The sequence below is a fragment of the Pseudomonas sp. LBUM1640 genome, from assembly GCF_059716225.1.
In genome coordinates this window covers 1,910,043-1,928,482 of sequence record NZ_CP166816.1, presented here as the reverse complement: position 1 = coordinate 1,928,482, position 18,440 = coordinate 1,910,043, and the positions used below count along the sequence as shown (strand labels likewise).

Below are 18,440 nucleotides of genomic sequence, written 5' to 3'. Positions count from 1 at the left end.
AACAGCGTTTATGCGTCGTTTGGCCAATTGACAGCTCTAAATCGCGGGTTTTAACCCGAGCGTGTCAAGCCTGGCAGACGCGACGTGGCGTCACAGGCGCGTTGATGAAACTGAACTCTGTTGCAAAAGGCTGTTCTAGACACCCTCGCCGCTGCTTGCGTAGCATCGGCGGCAGTCCTTCGTGCAATCCTTCCAAACAGAGTTACCCATGACTATCCAGCAAACACCCGGGCACGTACTGCCCGCGCGCAGCGCCGCCAAAATGGAAGCTGCCATGGCCGTGGGCGCCTTCGCGATCGGCACCGGCGAATTCGCCATCATGGGCCTGATGCCCGACATCGCCCAGAACTTGAATTTGAGCGAACCGCAAGTCGGCCACGCCATCAGCGCCTACGCCCTCGGCGTAATGGTCGGCGCGCCACTGCTGGCCATCCTCGGCGCCAAGCTGCTGCGCAAACACATGCTCTTGTTGCTGATGGGCCTGTACGCCCTGGGCAACCTCGCCACCGCCTTCACCCCGACCTTCGGCTCGCTGGTGGCCTTCCGCTTTATCAGCGGCCTGCCCCACGGCGCCTACTTCGGCATCGCCGCCGTCGTCGCCTCCAGCATGGTGCCCAACGACAAACGCGCCGGCGCCGTGGCCCGCGTGATGATGGGCCTCACCCTCGCCATGCTGCTCGGCAACCCCATCGCCACCTTCTTAGGCCAACACCTGGGCTGGCGCTCGGCGTTCGCCCTGGTCAGCGCCATCGCCCTGTGCACCATCGCCCTCGTCTGGCAATTCGTACCGGACCGCCGCGACGAACCGCGCAGCGACCCCCGCAAAGAACTGCGCGCCTTCACCAAACCCCAGGTGTGGATGGCCCTGTCGATTGGCGCGATTGGCTTTGCCGGCATGTTCTGCGTGTTCAGCTACCTCGCCCCGACCATGCTCGAAGTGACCAAAGTCTCGCCACAATGGATTCCCTTCGGCCTCGCCGCGTTTGGCGTAGGCGGCATCATCGGCAACATCGCCGGCGGCAAACTGTTCGACCGCATGCAATTTCGCGCCGTGGGCTTGATCTTGGTGTGGTCGATAGCCGTGCTGCTGTTCTTCCCCTTCGCGGCATCGTCGCTGTGGGGCGTGCTGCTGAGCATGGGCCTGGTCGGCACCATGGTGGCGTTGGCCGCACCGCTGCAAATCCGCCTGATGGACATCGCCCACGAAGCCCCGAGCCTGGCGGCGGCGTCCAACCACGCGGCGTTCAACCTGGCGAACGCGCTGGGGCCGTGGTTTGGCGGGATGGCGATTACGGCGGGTTACGGCTGGACCAGCACCGGCTACATCGGCGCCGCCACAGCGCTGGTCGGCCTGGGCATCTACCTCATCGCCCGCCGCATGAAGGGCGGCCACTAACGCCAACTTTTTAAAGCCCACCCAAGATCCAATGTGGGAGCGGGCTTGCTCGCGAAAGCGGTGGGTCAGTCACCAAGTCAATGACTGCCCCACCACTCCATCAATCATCATGCAACAACCCCGACCCATACTCCCCATAACTACTCCCCAACCCACTGCCGCCAAAACTCATCTTGGCCGCCTTGCTCGGACTATGGTCCCCAAACGCCTGGCATCCGCCAGAGAAACAAGGGTCACCACTCCCGCCCGACGACCCCGTCGAACAAGCGCCCAACAGCAACGTGCCAGCAATCATCACGACTTTAACCAGGTTCGAGATCATCTTTTCAGTTCCCTGTGGGCTGGAGGCGCGGGGGCCCTCTCTTGAAGAGGATCGTAGACCTCAAAGGCGCTGGGTATTATGAAATTTTGCGGGGTGACAGCATGGGTTCAGGTCGCCGCCTTGGGTTAAGGCGGCGGGGTTGGGGGTCAGGCGGTGGCCGGGCTGGCGGCAGGCGCGACTTGCTCTTGGGCTCGGTTGACGAGTAGAGCGCTTAGGTCGATGAGTTGCTGGATGCCCAGGATGATGGCGCGGTGGGGTTCGTCGAGGTCGAAGGCCAGGGTGGCGGCCATTTGGTTGGCGGAGTCGAGGTTTTCGGCGGCGTTGGCTAGGAGGGTTTCGGTGTCGATGTTGGGGCTGACGGAGAATAGGTTGCTGGGTGGTTGCTCTGCGGGAGCAGTGTCGTCAGATGGCGGCAGGTAATGATGGATAGCACGCTCAGCCGCAGCATAAAGTTTGGCATCGGCGGGTTCAGCGTTTGAGGCATGAGGCGGATTAGGTGTGACCTTGTGCATGGCGAAGCTCCTTAACTGTTCAGGAACTGCCAATCTCACTTCCACATGAGGGTGGCAGCCGTACGCAGGTGTGGAAGACCAGGGCTAAGGACCCGGCGCACCGAAGTGCCCCGCGCACAGCCGCCGAAACACATGATACAGACGTAAAAAAACGCCGGTAGGTGTTTGTGACGATTGCGTCTTAGCTTGGTTCGGACTTCCACATCCGGCCGCTGGGTTTACAGCGGTTTGGGGAGGTTAGCGAGGGGAGGTCTGAGGGGCAAGCTGAGAAAGATGTGGGAAATGTCCCAAGAGCTATTGTGGCCTGACCTCGATATTCGGCCGCCCCTCTTTTATTTGACGGTATCCACGGCAAAAAACTACACCGCTAACGTAGTTGTTCGAAATCTTCCATTACGATACATTCCAATACGCCCCCACGAAAACTCTCAAAGCAAAGATAGGAAATCACAATGAGTAAGGCAGAAGAGCTAGCAGCCGCTTTGAAAAAAAAACTGGAAAGTGAAGCAGAAGGTAACGCCCTTTTAGACAAAGCTATCGCACAATGGCCTTCGGAGGTTTATCGCGTTTATGATCAAATCGAAACATGGCTTGCACCATTAGTTTCGGCTGGTCTTACAACAGAGCGTAAATCAATCTCCATACACGAAAGCCCCTCATCAGAAAACAGATACACCTACTCAATTGACAAGTTATCTATTACCGTCAACCGACAATCCCTAACAATTGAACCAGTTGCGCGATTCATTATGGGCGGAACAGGGCGGATAGATATAAAATGCAAAAAAATCGACTGCTACTTAATTAAAACAAGCTCTAAGCCTAACACTGACGATTACGAGTGGCTTATTGAAAAAATCCCTCCCAATGGGAGACCTCGGCAGAATACTTCTGAATTTAACGAGGAGAATTTTCTGAGCATTGTGGAGCAAGAGCTAGGTCTATGAGTCGGCTATTACTCATAACCATTTCAAAACTCTAGGATATCGGGGTCAGGCCACTATATCTGACGTACTGGCCGACCTCAGATCCTCGACACATTCCAAACGAAGCAATGCTAAGCGCGAAGTGGTGAGAAGCGCAGTACACGCCTCTCTCACACCCAATATCCATCTCTGATAAACTGCACCCCATTCGCCCTGATCTGTCTGATAAAAAGTCGCACGAGCGTTTCTCTTGTAGCAATTCCTAAGCAATCACCTCAACACCAGTTTTGCTAAGCCGGTGAGGATCGTCGCACAGGCATGCTTGGTGATGGTTGATATATAGTATTTGACAGACGGGATAGGGCCAATACTGATCAAATGCTGACGTCTGCGAAAAATGGAGAAGCGGGTAGATAAATTAGCTATGCTACTAATCTACCTGAAAGGACTGTATCTCTTTAAAGTTAGAGTATTTTTTAACAAGCCTCGCTGACAAAGTCAGAATTTTTTACAAGGATTCATCATGATTTCCGTGCCCCAAAGCCAGATCGATGACGAAATCACTCAAGGGTATAAACCTCATGCAGTAGACATTGGCCTACCGGCATTGCCACTGAATGAGCTAGGGGATCGCGAATTTGAAATATTGGTGTATTCACTAATAGAGGCAAGAATTCAACAACATGACTATTCAAACTTTGACCATGTAGTGTTAATGAAGGGCGTGGGGGAGCGTGGTAGGGATTGTTTACTGTACCGTCAAGGCCAAGTCGTAGGAGTTGTACAATGCAAAAAGCTTCAGAAAAAAATGTCGCGCCCAGAAGTCCTTGAAGAAATAATTAAGTTTCTGATGTTTTCTCTAAGTGAAGAAAGTCTTTTGCCTTCACCTGCGACATTCGAATATCATCTCTACGCCAGTGGTGGCTACTTCGAACCCGCAGTAACACTTCTCTCATCTTTTTGCGTTGAGTGCCAAGTGGAAATTGATTCAGGCAGTACACTTCGAACCATTCAAACTCTTATAGAGCGATACGCAACGTTTCAAGCCTATGACGAACAGAAAGCACTTGAATATGTGAAACGAACGCTAGGTTTGCTGACTGTTAAGTCATATACTGGTATTGACCTAAACATCAGCTTATCAAGCTATCCAACTGTCATGTCTAAATTTTTTAGAACAATGCCAGTACTAGACCCTACTAAGTTCGATGAAATCCTTACCAAAAAACTGGAAGCATCTGGGATAAAATTTCTCACTGATGAAAACTTGAGCGCCTTATATAAACGCCTTGCTTCTGTACCACCGGAATTCCAGATCGCTTTGGGCAATGTGGATCTTTATGGCTACTCAGAAAAATATTTTAAGTTCTTAGGCAAGGACGGATTCTCTGAATTGATAAAAAAAGCTTCTGATTTACGCTTATTTCTTGATATTAAAGCTCAAGACTTTGCAGCGTCGCTAATCATGCCTGAGATGCTAGAGAAACTTACCATACCTTATGTTCACACTGGGCAGGTTCTTCCATTCTCGATGAACGTTGTGGCCCAATATTTAATAAGGCGAATCCTTCCAAATGTCATGTCTAGTGCAAGTCCAAGCTCGATTCTTAAGCTAATGCACCCTCATGTTAGTCTCACAAATCAAGACTTGATTGATTCGATACTCGAGCAGTGCCTTGAGAGTAGCCGGCGTTTTTTCGCCAAAGATTACAGTGAATTCCCTGATCCAGACCCCGACAGAGAACGCCGCATAGATTTATTTAATGGCATGCACGCTGGATGCAGTACCGATACCCAACTGAAGGAAAGATTCCTGCTGGACATCCCTCTATTAATGCCAATCGTCAATGAAATTGAAAAGACAATAATCGCGGCCGTTCCTAAAGTACGCACACTGGTAATTAATGATATGGCTTATTTCGACGACCCCGAAAGGCTCAAGCGGATTTTCGACACAATTAATATTATTCGGTAAATCAGTAATCGAAGCGCATTAAAAATTGCATAAGAAGCCTCATAGCAAAAAACTTGTGATGTCGGGGTCATGATATCGGGGTCAGACCACGATACTCCGGCGTTGAGGTTAGAGAGCAGAACAAACGAATCACGTCAGGATACATCTCACGACGACCTGCTGATTCGCCCCTGCACTCCACGGTGTAAGATGCCCCACAAACGTGCACCCTCGAGGCCACCATGACTGGAATATCCCTAAACTTACCAGAAGACCTTTCCAACTCTCTCGCCGACCGGGCCAAAACCAACGGCCAGACTGTGACCTACCTGGCGATGGACGTTCTGCGCGACTACATTGAGCACGAAAAAACGCTGACCGCCCAAATCGAGTTAGCAGTAAAAGAAGCCGACCAAGGCAAATTCGCCACCGAAGACCAAGTCGCAGCGATGCGTGCTAGGCGCTGGAGCCGGAATGCGGGTTGAGTGGCTTGAAAAGGCACTCAAAAATCTGGAAGACGAAGCAAACTATATCGCTCTCGAAAATCCAAAGGCAGCTGACGCCATCTTCGCCAGCGTCGACAAGCTAGCTCAGTTTCCCTCCATGGGCCGTGAAGGTGGGGTCAAACACAACCGAGAATGGTCGGTACCCAACTGGTCCTATCTGATCCCGTATCGAGTACGCGGTGATCGCCTGCAAATCCTCGGCATATTCCACACACGGCAACGTCCCCGTTCAAAGTGGTGAATGGCGCGGAACACGCCTCTCCCACACCCTAGACCCATCCCTGATAAACTGCGCCCCATTCGCCTCGCTGACTCAGACACCCCAATGCCCCTACAAACCGCTCCCCTCTCCCGCCGCTTCTCCGTCGCCCCCATGATGGATTGGACCGACCGCCACTGCCGGTACTTCCTGCGCCTGCTCTCCAAGCACGCCCTGCTCTACACCGAGATGGTCACCACCGGCGCGATCTTGCACGGCGACCACGACCGCTTCCTGCGTCACAACGAAGCCGAGCACCCTCTCGCACTCCAGCTGGGCGGCAGTGTCCCCGCTGACCTGGCCGCATGCGCACGCATGGCTGAGGCGGCCGGTTACGATGAAGTGAACTTGAACGTCGGCTGCCCGAGTGATCGGGTGCAGAACAATATGATCGGCGCGATCCTGATGGCGCACCCTGCCCTGGTGGCGGATTGCGTGAAGGCGATGCGTGATGCGGTGTCGATTCCGGTGACGGTGAAGCATCGTATCGGGATCAATGGGCGGGACAGTTATGCCCAGCTGTGTGATTTCGTTGGGACGGTGAGGGATGCGGGGTGTACCAGTTTTACGGTGCATGCGCGGATTGCGATTCTGGAGGGGTTGTCGCCGAAGGAGAATCGCGATATTCCGCCGTTGCGCTATGACGTGGCGGCGCAGTTGAAGCAGGATTTCCCGGAATTGGAGATTGTGTTGAACGGTGGGATCAAGACGCTGGAGCAGTGCCAGGCGCATTTGCAGGTGTTTGATGGGGTGATGTTGGGGCGGGAGGCTTATCACAATCCGTATTTGCTGGCGGAGGTGGATCAGCAGTTGTTTGGGAGTACGGCGCCGGTGGTTGGTCGGGCGGAGGCGTTGGCGCTGTTGCGGCCTTATATTGCGGAGCATTTGGCCAGTGGCGGGGTGATGCATCACATTACTCGGCATGTGTTGGGGTTGGGGACTGGGTTTCCGGGGGCTCGGAAATTTCGGCAGATGTTGTCGGTGGATATTCATAAGGCGAGTGATCCGTTGGCGTTGTTGGATCAGGCGGGGGAGTTGTTGGAGGGGCGGTGATTTAGCGGGTTGGGTGTCAGTTGGTTTATTGGGTGGCTGGGGTTGGCGGTTCCCCCAACTGATCGTTCCCATGCTCTGCGTGGGAATGCAGGGCGTGACGCTCCGCGTCACTATTGCGCTGGGCTTGAGCCGTGCGTTGGTAGCGGGACGCGGAGCGTCCCAGGAGGCGTTACCACGCGGAGCGTGGGAACGATCAATATAAGGGGAACCTGTCGGCGGTTTTGGTCTCCTATTTAGCAGTACGGCCGGTGATTCAAACGGCTGTTTTCAGGTTGTTGCCCTCGCAAACGATCGAACGCATTTGCGCCCTTGAGCGCCTGCCGGCGCTCGGGTAATGTCATCAGACCCACAGGACAGAGCACGCCCATGACTTCCAAGCTGGAACAACTCAAGCAATTCACCACCGTCGTAGCCGATACCGGCGATTTTTCTACCCTCGCCAAGCTCAAGCCGCAAGACGCCACCACTAACCCCTCCCTGCTGCTCAAGGCCGCGTCGATCGCAAGCTATGCCAAGCTGCTGGATGAGTGCGTGAAGGACTGCAACGGTGACGTAGGCCTGGCCAGCGACCGTTTTGCGGTGGCGGTAGGTCAAGAGATCCTCAAAGTAGTACCGGGCCGTATTTCCACTGAGGTGGATGCCCGTCTGTCGTTCGACGAAGCCGCGATTCTTAAGCGTGCGCACCGTCTGATCGACCTGTACGACAAAGCCGGCGTTAGCCGTGACCGCGTGCTGATCAAGATCGCCTCCACCTGGGAAGGCATCCGCGCGGCGGAGAAGCTGGAAAAAGAAGGCATCCAAACCAACCTGACGCTGCTGTTCTCGTTTGCCCAGGCCGTGGCCTGTGCCGAAGCCGGGGTGTTCCTGATTTCGCCGTTCGTGGGCCGTATCTACGATTGGTACAAAAAGGCCAACGGCAACGACTACACCGGTTCGGATGATCCGGGCGTGCAGTCGGTGACGCGCATCTACAACTACTACAAGGCCAATGGCTACAAGACCGTGGTGATGGGTGCGAGCTTCCGTAACCTCAACCAGATTGAAGAGCTGGCCGGCTGTGATCGCCTGACCATCAGCCCGGACCTGCTGGAGAAACTGGCGGCGGACGAAGGCAAGCTGGAGCGCAAGTTGGCGCCAGGCCACGCCGGTGAAGCGCGGGTGCATTTGACTGAAGCGCAGTTCCGTTGGGAGTCCAACGAGGATGCGATGGCGACTGAGAAGCTGGCGGAGGGCATTCGTCAGTTTGCTCGGGATCAGGAGAAGCTTGAGGCGTTGTTGACTGCCAAGCTGTAAAAAGCGGGCGGCGACAAAAAGGGCGGCACCCTCGCGGGTGCCGCCCTTTTTTGTACTTAACTTATTCAACGCCGAACGCAGTTCAACTGTGGGAGCGGGCTTGCTCGCGAATGCGGTGGGTCAGTCAGTAAATTCATAACTGACCCACCGCTTTCGCGAGCAAGCCCGCTCCCACATTGGAATTGGGTTTCAACGGGGAGGTTAGTGGCGTTCCAGGGCGTTCACGAGGTCGTGGAAGGCTTCGCGGTTGGACTCGTTCAAGCCCATCAGGATCTTGTGCGCTTCGAGCACCTTGACCCGTACCACTTCTTCGGACTGGTCTTGCGACGGCAGGTCGGTCAGGCATTCCGGGCACGGGATCGGGCGGTCAACGATGTTGAACACCTGATCGAAGCCCATGGACTGCAGCAGCCGGGTGATGTCTTCGTGGGTGGTGACCACGGTCGGCAACAGGCCGACCTTCTGCCGAGACAGAATGGACAACTTGGCCAACAGGCCCAGGGTGGTGCTGTCGATGCTGCGGGTTTCGGTCAGATCGATGACGATCGCCGAGAAATTCAGGGCAGTGAAAATCCGCTCAATCGTTGCATCCAGCGCTGAACACAAGGTCAGGCGCACTTCACCGACAAACTTCAGGACGAAGGTCCCGTCTTGCTCGGCGAATTGGATTCTTCCGGTACTCATCAAAGATTCCTGCTCAACACCAATAGGGCGATATCATCCGGCATCTCCCCTAGCGTGGCCAATCCAAAAACCTGCCGCAGGCCATCCAGGCTGCCGCCCGCCGACTTGACCTTTTGGGGCAAGGCGGCTTCTTTCTCTTTGAGTGTAGGCTCTGGAAGCAGGTCCAGGATGCCGTCGGACATCAGCGTGAGGCTGAAGGTTGGCGGCAGTTCCAGGATGTGGTCTTCGTAGGTGGCTTCATTGAACAAGCCCACCGGCAGACCACGCCCTTCCAGGTAACGCACACTGTCTGGAGTGTATAAAACCGGCATCGGCAGGTGACCGCCGATGCTGTAGGTCAAAAGACCGGTTTCTTCGTCTATAACGCCGCCGACCATCGTCACGTGCTTGCCCAGCTTGCAGCTGATCAGGCCTCGGTTGATGTGGCCCAGCACCTCGGAGGGGGTGAACTCCGGCAAGGTGCCATTGCGCTTGGATTCAAACAACAGCCGTGTGGTCATGAACTTCAACAACACGGTGACAAAAGCAGAGGAAGCACCGTGGCCGGAGACGTCGGCCAGGTAGAACGCAACGCGCCGTTCATCGACACGGAAATAGTCGACAAAATCACCCGACAGGTACAACGACGGGATGATCTGGTGAGCGAACTTGAACTCGTCGATGCTCCAGGGGCTGACCGGCAGCATGTTCATCTGCACCTGGCGACCGGCGTTCTGGTCTTCCTGGAGCAAATTGAGGCTGGCTTCGAGCTCGCGGTTGGCGGTTTCGAGCTTTTCGCGGTAGCGCTGGTTTTCCAGCAGCAGGCGGGCACGGTCCAGTGCGCGGCGCACCGAGTGCTCCAGCACGGCCAGGTCTTCCAGGGGCTTGATCAGGTAATCGGCGGCGCCCAGGCGCAGGGCCTCGACGGCATCGTTCATCACCCCGGCACCGGACACGACAATCACCGGCGTCTGCGGCGCAAGCTCGGTCACCTGGCGAATCAGCTCGAGGCCGCCCATTTGGGGCATGCGCAGGTCGCAGATCACGAGGTCGGGCTTGTCGCGCTCGAATACCTGGAGACCCTGTTGGCCATTGCTGGCCTGCAGGACGCTGAAGCCACTGTCTTCCAAATAGGCCGCGAGGCTCGCGCGCACTACTTCGTCGTCATCGATTATCAGCAGCGTGGCACTGGTTTTTTGCATGTGGGCAAACGGCGCCAGAATTAGGTTGGCGTAGGTGGCTCGACAATGGCCGGGCTCACGTACTGGATTCGCTTTCTAGCCACTCTGTCCTACAAAGCATTGGGATTTTGCCCATGCACAAAGGTAAAGCAGAGGTGCCCTTCTAAGGCGCAGACGGTACTCCCATCCGTCAGGGGTTTCAAGCTCATGCCGATGGTCGCCGGGCGTCTTTACACCGCAAATCACCGGGAGTTATAAGAACACCCACGACCACAACACAAAGTAAGGATGGAACCCGTGAGCGGACACGAGCGTGACTACGACGAAAAACGCGATTTCATCCGCATGCGAGTGGATGCCGATGTGTCGCTGATCCACGCAGGGCAAGAGATTGCCGGGGTTTGCGTGGACCTTTCCAGCACTGGCATGCAGGTCGAGGCCCCTCGCCAGTTTCAGGTCGGGGACACCCTGACGGTGCGCATTGATTCAGAGCACGCCGCCCTCGCAGGCCTGGAGGCAGACACCGAGGTGGTGTGGGCCAAAAACGAAGGTGAGCGCCAGCACCTGGGCCTCAAGATCTTGAAAATGCACTGAAAACCGCGCACAAAAAAAGGCGACCACTGGGGTCGCCTTTTTCATTTCAAAACGTCACAGCTTAAAAGTCGTCGACGACCTTGCCGTCCTTGACCTTGAACTCGCGGTTCTGCAGGTAAGCGTTACGGATAAAGGTGTACTTGTCACCGGTGATCAGCTTCTCACTGTCGAGCAGGCTGGCACGGGTGTCGACGATGTTCAGGCCGAAGGTGCTGTTACGCCAGCCGATGTCGTTCATGTAGCGGTACGGTTGGGTGTAGCTGTCGACGTATTTGGACGGCGCATCACGCAAGGTGCTTGGGCCCAGCAGTGGCAGCATCACGTAAGGACCGCTGCCGACGCCCCAGTAGCCGAGGGTCTGGCCGAAGTCTTCATCGCTGCGCTGCAGCCCCATTTTGGTGCCGACATCAATAAAGCCCAGCACGCCGAAGGTGGTGTTCATCAGCAGACGGGCGGTGTCCACGCCAGCGGCGTGCGGCTTGAGCTGCAGCACGTTGTTGGCCAGGTTGCCGACATCGCCGATGTTGCGGAAGAAGTTGTGCACGCCGTCTTGCACGAATTGCGGGGTTACAAACTGATAACCCTGGGCAATGGGCTTGAGCGCGTAGGTATCAACGGTGTCGTTGAAGGTGAAGATCGGGCGGTTAACGCTTTCCCATGGGTCGTCTTCCGACGCCGCCTGGGCCGCGAACGGGGCCAACAGGACGGTGGCACACACAGATAGCTGAGCGAAGTACTGGCTCCAGCGCATAGCTTTGGCTCCTTGAATGGTCTGTCATGGGCGCTATGCCCTGAATAAGATCGTCAGTATATGACGGAAGTGTTGAATTAGGCAGCTACGGGGAAACGACATACGGAAAATGCACAAAATTCCTACAATTAGCGGGCGTGTCATGCGCTTGTCATCCAGCCCCGATAGCGTCATGGCTATTTCAGGGATGTAGAAATGCCTCACGCCGAGATTGCCGTCGCCAGCGCCCCCACTTTGACTGCCGTACTCTTTGGGCTGAGTGGCTGTCTGGTGGATTTTGGTTCCCAGGCGCGCACCGACTCGCCCTCCCCCGACTCCCACGCCACCCCAGGCGCACTGAAAATCCTGCGCAGCCTCAAGGATCAAGGCATCCCTTGCGCCTGGCTGGATGAGCTGCCCGCCTCGGTGACCACCCCGCTGGCTGCCGCACTGCCTGACTGGCTCAAGGCAGCGTCACCCTCCTCCATCCGCTGGCCTGCGCCGCACGCGTGCTGGCAAGCCTTGATGGAACTGAACATCGAACGCCTGGAAGGCTGCGTACTGGTCAGCGGCGAGCCACGCCTGCTGCAAGCGGGCCTGAATGCCGGGCTGTGGACCATCGGCCTGGCGTCCTGCGGCTCGCTGTGCGGCCTGGCGCCCGAGCAATGGCAGGCGCTGACCGAGCAGCAACGCGAGCACAAGCGCGGCAAAGCCACGGTGGCGCTGTATGGGCTGGGCGTGCACTCGGTGATCGATCACCTTGGCGACCTCGGCAGCTGCCTGGCCGACATCAGCCTGCGCCAGCTCAAAGGCGAGAAGCCCTGATCGAGATCATGCACTGAGGGCGCCGGTGGATTAATCTACAGGTCAGCCCATAGACCTTTCGCGGCGTGCCGCGGTCTATGCCAGTGCCTATCGATAAAAGGAAGAACGCCATGCCTGCCCGCGAAAAACTGCAAGAACAGGTCACCATCCTGCGCGAGCAATTGAACCAGGAGCCACCGCTGCCACCCGAAAAGCGTGAAGCGCTGGAAGAATTGATTGCGAAGTTTGAAGTGCAGCTTGAGTTGGAACCCGCCACCCAATCCCCCAGTATCGCTGACGATGTGAATCGCGCGGTGGAAGGCTTCGAACTGGATCACCCAGGTATTGCGGGGACGCTGCGCAATATTGTGATCACCTTGGGCAATATCGGGATCTAACCCGAACGCCAACCCAAGCCCAACACAGAACCAAAATGTGGGAGCGGGCTTGCTCGCGAAGGCAGTGTGTCAGTTTATAGATATTTAACTGATACACCGCTTTCGCGAGCAAGCCCGCTCCCACATTTGTTTTGTGTGATGGTTACTGACGCGCCAGGCGCACATTCTGGAACGGCATGTCCTCAGTGCTGCGATACGGGTTGATATCCAACCCACCCCGCCGCACGTACCGCGCATACACCGTCAGCTTCTGCGGCTTGAGCAAACGCTGCAGGTCGAGAAAGATCCGCTCCACGCACTGCTCATGGAAGTCCGAATGCTGGCGAAAGCTCACCAGGTATTCGAGCAGGCTGGCGTGATCCAGTGCCGAACCCCGGTACTCCACCGCCACGCTGCCCCAATCGGGCTGGCTGGTCACCGGGCAATTGGATTTGAGCAGGTGGCTGTGCACGCTCTCCTCGACAATGCGCGAGTCATCGCAACGCAGCAGTTCCGGGCGCGGGTGTTCGTAGTTGCTGACGCTGATGTCCAGGTCGTCAATGCACACGCCCGGCAAGGCCTGCACGCCTTCGGCTTCAACCTCGGCAAGGCTGCGGATGCGCACGCTCACCGGCTTGCCGGCAGCGGCGCTGAGGTCGGTGCGCAACGTCGCTTCCAGGCTTGCGGTGTCGGCAAACGCGGTCTGGTTGAGGGAATTGAGGTACAGCTTGAAGGACTTGGACTCGATGATATTCGGCGAGTCGGCCGGGATGCTGAATTCACCGATGGCCACCACTGGCTTGCCCGACGGCAGCAGCCAGGACAGTTCGAAGCAGTTCCAGAAATCCACGCCTTTATACGGCAGGGTCTCGGCGCTCAGGCCCAGCTCGGCCCACTTGGCGGCGCGAGGGATAGGAAACAGCAACGACGGGGTGTAGGTGGATATGTATTCACTGGACTTGCCCAGCGGCGAATGTTCGGCTGCGGGATGCATGGCGGAAACCTGGCTAAATAAACCGCGCCAGTCTACCAGCCTTTGCCCCCGCGCCTAAGAACCGCCTCACTCAACGGTCAGCTTGCCGACCATGCCCGCCTGATAATGCCCAGGGATATTGCAGGCAAACTCCAGGCCCGTGGCCTTGGTGAAGGTCCAGGTCAGCTCGGCGGTCTTGCCCGGTTCGACCAATACGCTGTTGGGATCGTCATGCTTCATGCCGCCCATATCACCGTGCCCCATCGCGCTGTGGTCCATATTGCCCATGCCGGTGGCAGTGAGCATGCCGCCGGCCTGCATCTTGAGCATTTCTTTCTGGTGTTCGGCGTGCATCGCCGCGTCGCCCAGGTTGAATTCGTGGAGCAACTGGCCTTTGTTGACCAGCACAAAGCGCACGGTCTCACCGGCCTTTACGTCCAGGGACTTGGGCGAAAAGGAAATGTCCTGCAGCACCACTTCCACTGTGCGCGTGGCTTTATCGGCCGCTGCCGGCTGGCCAAAAGCGAACGTGTGGGCCGTGTCAGCCACAGCATCGAAACTCAATGCCAGCAGGCAACCGGCCAATATCAGAGGTGTACGCAACGCCATCTCGCTTCTCCAAAAATGTGTGAACAGCTTGGCCAGCACTCTAAGATGGCGCCGCTGCCAGCCAGCTGACTGCTAGATTACAACTTTGTCAGGTTGCGCCTCTGCCCTGGCACCCACGGTATAAAGCCTGTTGCTCACCGCTGCCAAGAGTCGCCCATGAAACTGCTGATCGTCGAAGACCAACCAAAAACCGGCCATTACCTGCGCCAGGGCCTGACCGAGGCTGGCTTTACCACCGAACTGGTGGCCGACGGCACGAGTGGGCAGCACTTGGCACTGACGGGGGATTACGACCTGCTGATCCTCGACGTGATGCTGCCGGGCCGCGACGGCTGGCAAATCCTGCAAGCCGTGCGCAGCGCCGGCCTGGACATCCCGGTACTGTTCCTGACCGCCCGAGATGCCGTGGAAGACCGCGTGCACGGCCTGGAGCTGGGCGCCGACGACTACTTGGTCAAGCCCTTCGCCTTTTCCGAGCTGCTGGCCCGAGTGCGCAGCCTGTTGCGCCGTGGCAGCAGCACGCCGCAGGAGACTGCGCTACAACTGGCCGACCTGCGCCTGGACCTGATCCGCCGGCGCGTCGAGCGCGACGGCCAGCGCATCGACCTCACCGCCAAGGAATTCTCCCTGCTGGAGCTGCTGCTACGCCGTCAGGGCGAGGTGCTGCCCAAGTCGCTGATCGCCTCCCAGGTGTGGGACATGAACTTCGACAGTGACACCAACATCATCGAAGTGGCGATCCGCCGTTTGCGCCTGAAAGTCGATGACAACTTCCCCAACAAGCTGATCCACACCGTGCGCGGCATGGGTTATGTGCTGGAGGAGCGCTTCAATTGATCAAGCGCCTGTCCCTTGCCAGCCGTCTGGCGCTGCTGTTTGCGGCTTGCACCGCGGTGGTTTCGTTGCTCGCCGGTGTGCTGTTTAACCACGCCAGTGAGGCGCACTTTATCGAGCTGGACCAGCAACAACTCGACAGCCAGCTGGTGGCCCTGCGCAGTACCTTGCAGGGTGTCGATTCGCCGCAGTTGTTCGCGCAACGTGAAGCGCAACTGCGCGCCGAACTCAATCGCCAACCCGAGCTGGCGTTGCGCATTACCGCACAGGGCCAGCGCTGGTTTGACGCCGTGCCCGGCATCAGCCTGCCCGAAGCACCCGGTCTGCATAACCTGCAAAACGCCGGCATCGATTACCGCGTGTACAACGCGCCGTTGGTCGCCAACCAACCCGGCTCGCCCCAACTGACGCTGATGCTCGACATCACGCATCACCAACACTTCCTACAACGTATGCAGGATTTAATCTGGCTGACCGTCGGGCTCTCGGCCCTGGCCACCGCGTTATTGGGCGCCTGGGCCGCGCGCAGTGGCTTGCGGCCCCTGCGACGCATGGGTGAAGTGGCCGCCAGCGTGTCGGCGCACTCCCTGACCCAACGCCTGCCCCAACAGCATATGCCGGTGGAACTGGCCGAGCTGGCCCAGGCCCTCAACGCCATGCTCGGGCGCCTGGACGACTCGTTCCAGCGCCTCTCGGCCTTCTCCGCCGACATCGCCCACGAACTGCGCACACCGCTGTCGAACCTGCTGACCCACACCCAAGTGATCCTCACCCAGCCGCGCCCTCTGGAGGATTACCGCGAGGCGCTGCACAGCAACCTCGAAGAGCTGCAATGGATGGCGCAGTTGGTGAATGACATGTTGTACCTGGCCAAGGCCGACCATGGCTTGCTGATGCCCACGCGCGAAGCCTTGGCGCTGGACGATGAAGTGGAGGCGTTGCTGGAGTTCTTTGCGATGCTGGCGGAAGACGCGCAGGTCAGCCTGGTGCGCGAGGGCACAGCGCATACCGCGGGCGATCGCGGCATGTTGCGCCGGGCATTGTCGAATTTGCTCGATAACGCGCTCAGGTTTACCCCGGCCGGTGGCGAAGTGCGGGTGCGCATGGTTCAAACCACGCGGGGCGTGACGCTGACGGTGGAGAATACCGGGGAAGGTATTGCGCCTGCGTTATTACCGAGGTTGTTTGATCGGTTCTACCGGGCCGACCCGGCGCGCCGTGAAGGCAGCAGCGAGCATGCGGGGCTGGGGTTGGCGATTACCCAGTCGATTGTGCGGGCACATGGGGGGAGGATTTATTGTGAGTCTGAGGCGGGTTGGACGCGGTTTGTGATTGAGTTGCCCGCTTGATCGCTGATCGTCCCCACGCTCCGCGTGGGAATGCAGCCCGTGACGCTCCGCGTCACCAAGAGCGGACGCAGAGCGTCCAGTGAGGCGTTCCCACGCAGAGCGTGGGAACGATCAAGTCAGGAATACCTGAGGGCATGCGCCGGCTCAATCTTCGCCGCCCGATACGCCGGGTAAATGGTTGCCAAAAAGCTCAACACAAACCCGGCCGTGCAAATCAGCAGCACATCGCCGCCTTGCAGTTCCGAAGGCAAGTTGCTCACAAAGTACACGTCCGAACTGAAGATATGCTGCCCGCTCACGCGCTCCAGCCAGCCCACCAGTTCACTCACGTTGAGCGCCGCAATCACGCCCAGCACGCCGCCGATCAAGGTGCCGACAACACCGATCACCGTGCCCTGCACCATGAAGATCGCCATGATCTGCCGTGGCGTGGCGCCGATGGTGCGCAGGATCGCGATGTCGGCGCCCTTGTCGTTCACCACCATGATCAAGGTGGCGATGATGTTGAACGCGGCGACGGCGACGATCATCAGCAACAGCAGGCCGATCATGGTCTTTTCCATCTTCATCGCGCTGAACAGGCTGCCCTGGGTGTGGGTCCAGTCATCCGGCTTGTAGGCCGTGCCCAGGCTGGCGGCGATGTCCGCCGAGACCTTGGGCGCCGCGTACAGGTCTTTCACCGCGAGGCGCACGCTTTGCACCTGGTTCGGCTGCCAATGCTGTATCTCGGCGGCGTCGGCCATGTTGATCAGGGCCATGGAGCCATCCAGCTCGGCGCCGACCTTGAAGATACCCACCACATTCAGCCGCTGCATGCGCGGGGTGATGCCACCCGGCGCAGTGCTGATTTCCGGCACGATCAGGGTCAGCTTGTCACCGACATTCAGGCGAAAGCGCCGCGCAGTGATGTCACCGATGACCACGCCAAACTCACCGGGCTTCAGGTCTTCCAGTTTGCCGCGCACGATATGCTGGGCCACGATGGAGACTTTGCCTTCCTGGGCCGGGTCGACGCCGCTGATCTCAATCGGCTGCATCGCGCCCTTGTAGGAGAACATGCCGTCCATTTGTGTGAACGGTACTGCGGCGGTGACTTCAGGGTTCTTCATCGCTGCAGCGGCTACCGGCTGCCAATCATCAATCGGCTTCACGCCGACGATGGTCGCGTGCGGCACCATGCCGAGGATGCGCGAGCTCATCTCACGCTGGAAGCCGTTCATCACCGACAACACCACGATCATCGCCAGCACGCCCAGGGCGAGGCCGATCATCGAGGTCATCGAGATAAACGAAACAAAACGGTTGCGGCGCTTGGCGCGCGTATAACGCGTGCCGATGAAAATCGATAACGGTCTGAACATTCGCGGGCACCGTTTAAAAAAATGAAAAAGCCCAGCGCCAGGCGCCGGGCTTGAAACGGGTCAGATGGCGACCAAGTGACCTTCCTGCAGGTGCAACACGCGGTCCATCTGGCGGGCCATGCTCATGTCATGGGTCACCACCAGGAACGCGGTGCGCATCTGGGTGCTCAGTTCCAGCATCAAGTCCTTGATGCCCTGGGCGGTGTGCGAGTCGAGGTTGCCGGTGGGCTCGTCGAGCATCACCAGGCCTGGGTTGTTCACCAGGGCGCGGGCAATCGCCACACGCTGGCGCTCGCCGCCGGACAGTTCGGCCGGTTTGTGCTCCAGGCGATGGCCAAGGCCGACGCGCTCCAGCAGGGCTTTGGCACGCTGGCGCGCTTCCGGGATCGCGGTCTTGCCGATCAGCAGCGGCATGCACACGTTTTCCAGCGCGGTGAATTCCGGCAGCAAGTGGTGGAACTGGTACACAAAACCCAACGAGCGGTTACGCAGTTGGCCACGCGCCTTCTCACCGAGCGCCGAGAGCTCTTCGCCCGCCAGCCAGACGCTGCCCTGGGACGGCGTATCCAGGCCGCCCAACAGGTTGAGCAAGGTACTTTTGCCGGAACCGGAACTGCCGACGATCGCCACGCGTTCGCCCGGGTGCAGTTCCAGCTGCAGGTTGGACAGCACCACCACCGACTCCGGGCCTTCCTCGTAGGATTTGCCCAGGTTGCGGCAGCTCAAAATTGCTTTTTCACTCAT

General features: G+C 58.0%; 21 protein-coding genes. 12 read left to right on the top strand and 9 right to left on the bottom strand.

All coding sequences use genetic code 11. The annotated features are described in order from the left end of the window. Nucleotides 1-208: 208 nt before the first annotated feature. Nucleotides 209-1,396, top strand: a complete 1,188-nt coding sequence (locus tag ACA065_RS08625) for an MFS transporter (protein ID WP_069552678.1) — start codon at nucleotides 209-211, stop codon at nucleotides 1,394-1,396. A 100-nt stretch (nucleotides 1,397-1,496) separates the two neighbouring features. Here ACA065_RS08625 and ACA065_RS08620 read toward each other — a convergent pair whose 3' ends face one another. Continuing rightward, nucleotides 1,497-1,718, bottom strand: coding sequence for a hypothetical protein (locus tag ACA065_RS08620; protein ID WP_094952876.1), 222 nt, complete (start codon nucleotides 1,716-1,718; stop codon nucleotides 1,497-1,499). Nucleotides 1,719-1,864: 146 nt separating this feature from the next. Beyond that, complete coding sequence (locus ACA065_RS08615) at nucleotides 1,865-2,230, bottom strand: DUF6124 family protein (RefSeq protein ID WP_497694142.1); 366 nt, start codon at nucleotides 2,228-2,230, stop codon at nucleotides 1,865-1,867. Nucleotides 2,231-2,682: 452 nt separating this feature from the next. Between ACA065_RS08615 and ACA065_RS08610 the strand changes: the two genes are divergently transcribed. From ACA065_RS08610 to tal, 6 genes are all read left to right on the top strand, one after another. Beyond that, a complete protein-coding gene (locus tag ACA065_RS08610; protein ID WP_497694141.1) occupies nucleotides 2,683-3,177 on the top strand; it encodes a hypothetical protein in 495 nt (164 codons plus the stop codon). A 502-nt stretch (nucleotides 3,178-3,679) separates the two neighbouring features. Continuing rightward, a complete protein-coding gene (locus ACA065_RS08605) occupies nucleotides 3,680-5,131 on the top strand; it encodes a hypothetical protein (RefSeq protein ID WP_497694140.1) in 1,452 nt (483 codons plus the stop codon). 221 nt (nucleotides 5,132-5,352) lie between these two features. After that, nucleotides 5,353-5,595 (top strand): CopG family transcriptional regulator, encoded by a 243-nt coding sequence (locus ACA065_RS08600; RefSeq protein ID WP_497694139.1) that lies wholly within the window; start codon nucleotides 5,353-5,355, stop codon nucleotides 5,593-5,595. Then, a complete protein-coding gene (locus ACA065_RS08595; protein WP_497694138.1) occupies nucleotides 5,585-5,857 on the top strand; it encodes a type II toxin-antitoxin system RelE/ParE family toxin in 273 nt (90 codons plus the stop codon). The genes ACA065_RS08600 and ACA065_RS08595 overlap by 11 nt, the downstream gene beginning before the upstream one ends. An 84-nt stretch (nucleotides 5,858-5,941) precedes the next feature. Continuing rightward, a complete protein-coding gene (gene dusA / locus ACA065_RS08590) occupies nucleotides 5,942-6,928 on the top strand; it encodes a tRNA dihydrouridine(20/20a) synthase DusA (RefSeq protein WP_497694137.1) in 987 nt (328 codons plus the stop codon). Between the two features lie 366 nt (nucleotides 6,929-7,294). After that, nucleotides 7,295-8,221 (top strand): transaldolase, encoded by a 927-nt coding sequence (gene tal / locus ACA065_RS08585; protein ID WP_497694136.1) that lies wholly within the window; start codon nucleotides 7,295-7,297, stop codon nucleotides 8,219-8,221. 201 nt (nucleotides 8,222-8,422) lie between these two features. Here the strand turns inward: tal and rssC are convergent, their stop codons facing one another. After that, nucleotides 8,423-8,905, bottom strand: coding sequence for an anti-sigma factor antagonist RssC (rssC, locus tag ACA065_RS08580; protein WP_003172602.1), 483 nt, complete (start codon nucleotides 8,903-8,905; stop codon nucleotides 8,423-8,425). Further along, nucleotides 8,905-10,086 carry a two-component system response regulator RssB gene (rssB, locus tag ACA065_RS08575; protein ID WP_005786210.1) on the bottom strand — a complete coding sequence of 394 codons (1,182 nt, stop codon included), beginning with the start codon at nucleotides 10,084-10,086 and terminating at the stop codon, nucleotides 8,905-8,907. The genes rssC and rssB overlap by 1 nt, the downstream gene beginning before the upstream one ends. A 276-nt stretch (nucleotides 10,087-10,362) precedes the next feature. On the opposite strand from rssB, the gene ACA065_RS08570 reads away from it, so the two are divergent. Beyond that, a complete protein-coding gene (locus ACA065_RS08570; protein ID WP_497694135.1) occupies nucleotides 10,363-10,659 on the top strand; it encodes a PilZ domain-containing protein in 297 nt (98 codons plus the stop codon). A 61-nt stretch (nucleotides 10,660-10,720) separates the two neighbouring features. On the opposite strand, the gene ACA065_RS08565 is transcribed toward ACA065_RS08570, so the two are convergent. Continuing rightward, nucleotides 10,721-11,410 (bottom strand): MlaA family lipoprotein, encoded by a 690-nt coding sequence (locus ACA065_RS08565; protein ID WP_497694134.1) that lies wholly within the window; start codon nucleotides 11,408-11,410, stop codon nucleotides 10,721-10,723. A 195-nt stretch (nucleotides 11,411-11,605) separates the two neighbouring features. On the opposite strand from ACA065_RS08565, the gene pcrP reads away from it, so the two are divergent. Further along, nucleotides 11,606-12,214, top strand: coding sequence for an HAD superfamily inactivated hydrolase PcrP (gene pcrP / locus ACA065_RS08560; protein WP_497694133.1), 609 nt, complete (start codon nucleotides 11,606-11,608; stop codon nucleotides 12,212-12,214). Nucleotides 12,215-12,324: 110 nt separating this feature from the next. Beyond that, nucleotides 12,325-12,591: a DUF4404 family protein gene (locus ACA065_RS08555; RefSeq protein ID WP_094953082.1), complete on the top strand. Its 267-nt coding sequence runs from the start codon at nucleotides 12,325-12,327 to the stop codon at nucleotides 12,589-12,591. 142 nt (nucleotides 12,592-12,733) lie between these two features. Here ACA065_RS08555 and queF read toward each other — a convergent pair whose 3' ends face one another. Both queF and copI read right to left on the bottom strand, forming a co-directional pair. Then, nucleotides 12,734-13,564: an NADPH-dependent 7-cyano-7-deazaguanine reductase QueF gene (gene queF / locus ACA065_RS08550; RefSeq protein ID WP_497694132.1), complete on the bottom strand. Its 831-nt coding sequence runs from the start codon at nucleotides 13,562-13,564 to the stop codon at nucleotides 12,734-12,736. 66 nt (nucleotides 13,565-13,630) lie between these two features. Next, nucleotides 13,631-14,152: a copper-resistant cuproprotein CopI gene (copI, locus tag ACA065_RS08545; RefSeq protein WP_497694131.1), complete on the bottom strand. Its 522-nt coding sequence runs from the start codon at nucleotides 14,150-14,152 to the stop codon at nucleotides 13,631-13,633. A 156-nt stretch (nucleotides 14,153-14,308) separates the two neighbouring features. On the opposite strand from copI, the gene ACA065_RS08540 reads away from it, so the two are divergent. Both ACA065_RS08540 and ACA065_RS08535 read left to right on the top strand, forming a co-directional pair. Then, complete coding sequence (locus ACA065_RS08540) at nucleotides 14,309-14,989, top strand: heavy metal response regulator transcription factor (RefSeq protein WP_497694130.1); 681 nt, start codon at nucleotides 14,309-14,311, stop codon at nucleotides 14,987-14,989. Beyond that, complete coding sequence (locus ACA065_RS08535; RefSeq protein ID WP_497694129.1) at nucleotides 14,986-16,335, top strand: heavy metal sensor histidine kinase; 1,350 nt, start codon at nucleotides 14,986-14,988, stop codon at nucleotides 16,333-16,335. The genes ACA065_RS08540 and ACA065_RS08535 overlap by 4 nt, the downstream gene beginning before the upstream one ends. A 116-nt stretch (nucleotides 16,336-16,451) precedes the next feature. Here ACA065_RS08535 and ACA065_RS08530 read toward each other — a convergent pair whose 3' ends face one another. Next, nucleotides 16,452-17,696, bottom strand: coding sequence for a lipoprotein-releasing ABC transporter permease subunit (locus tag ACA065_RS08530; RefSeq protein WP_497694128.1), 1,245 nt, complete (start codon nucleotides 17,694-17,696; stop codon nucleotides 16,452-16,454). Nucleotides 17,697-17,756: 60 nt separating this feature from the next. Then, nucleotides 17,757-18,440, bottom strand: coding sequence for a lipoprotein-releasing ABC transporter ATP-binding protein LolD (gene lolD, locus ACA065_RS08525; protein ID WP_017477213.1), 684 nt, complete (start codon nucleotides 18,438-18,440; stop codon nucleotides 17,757-17,759).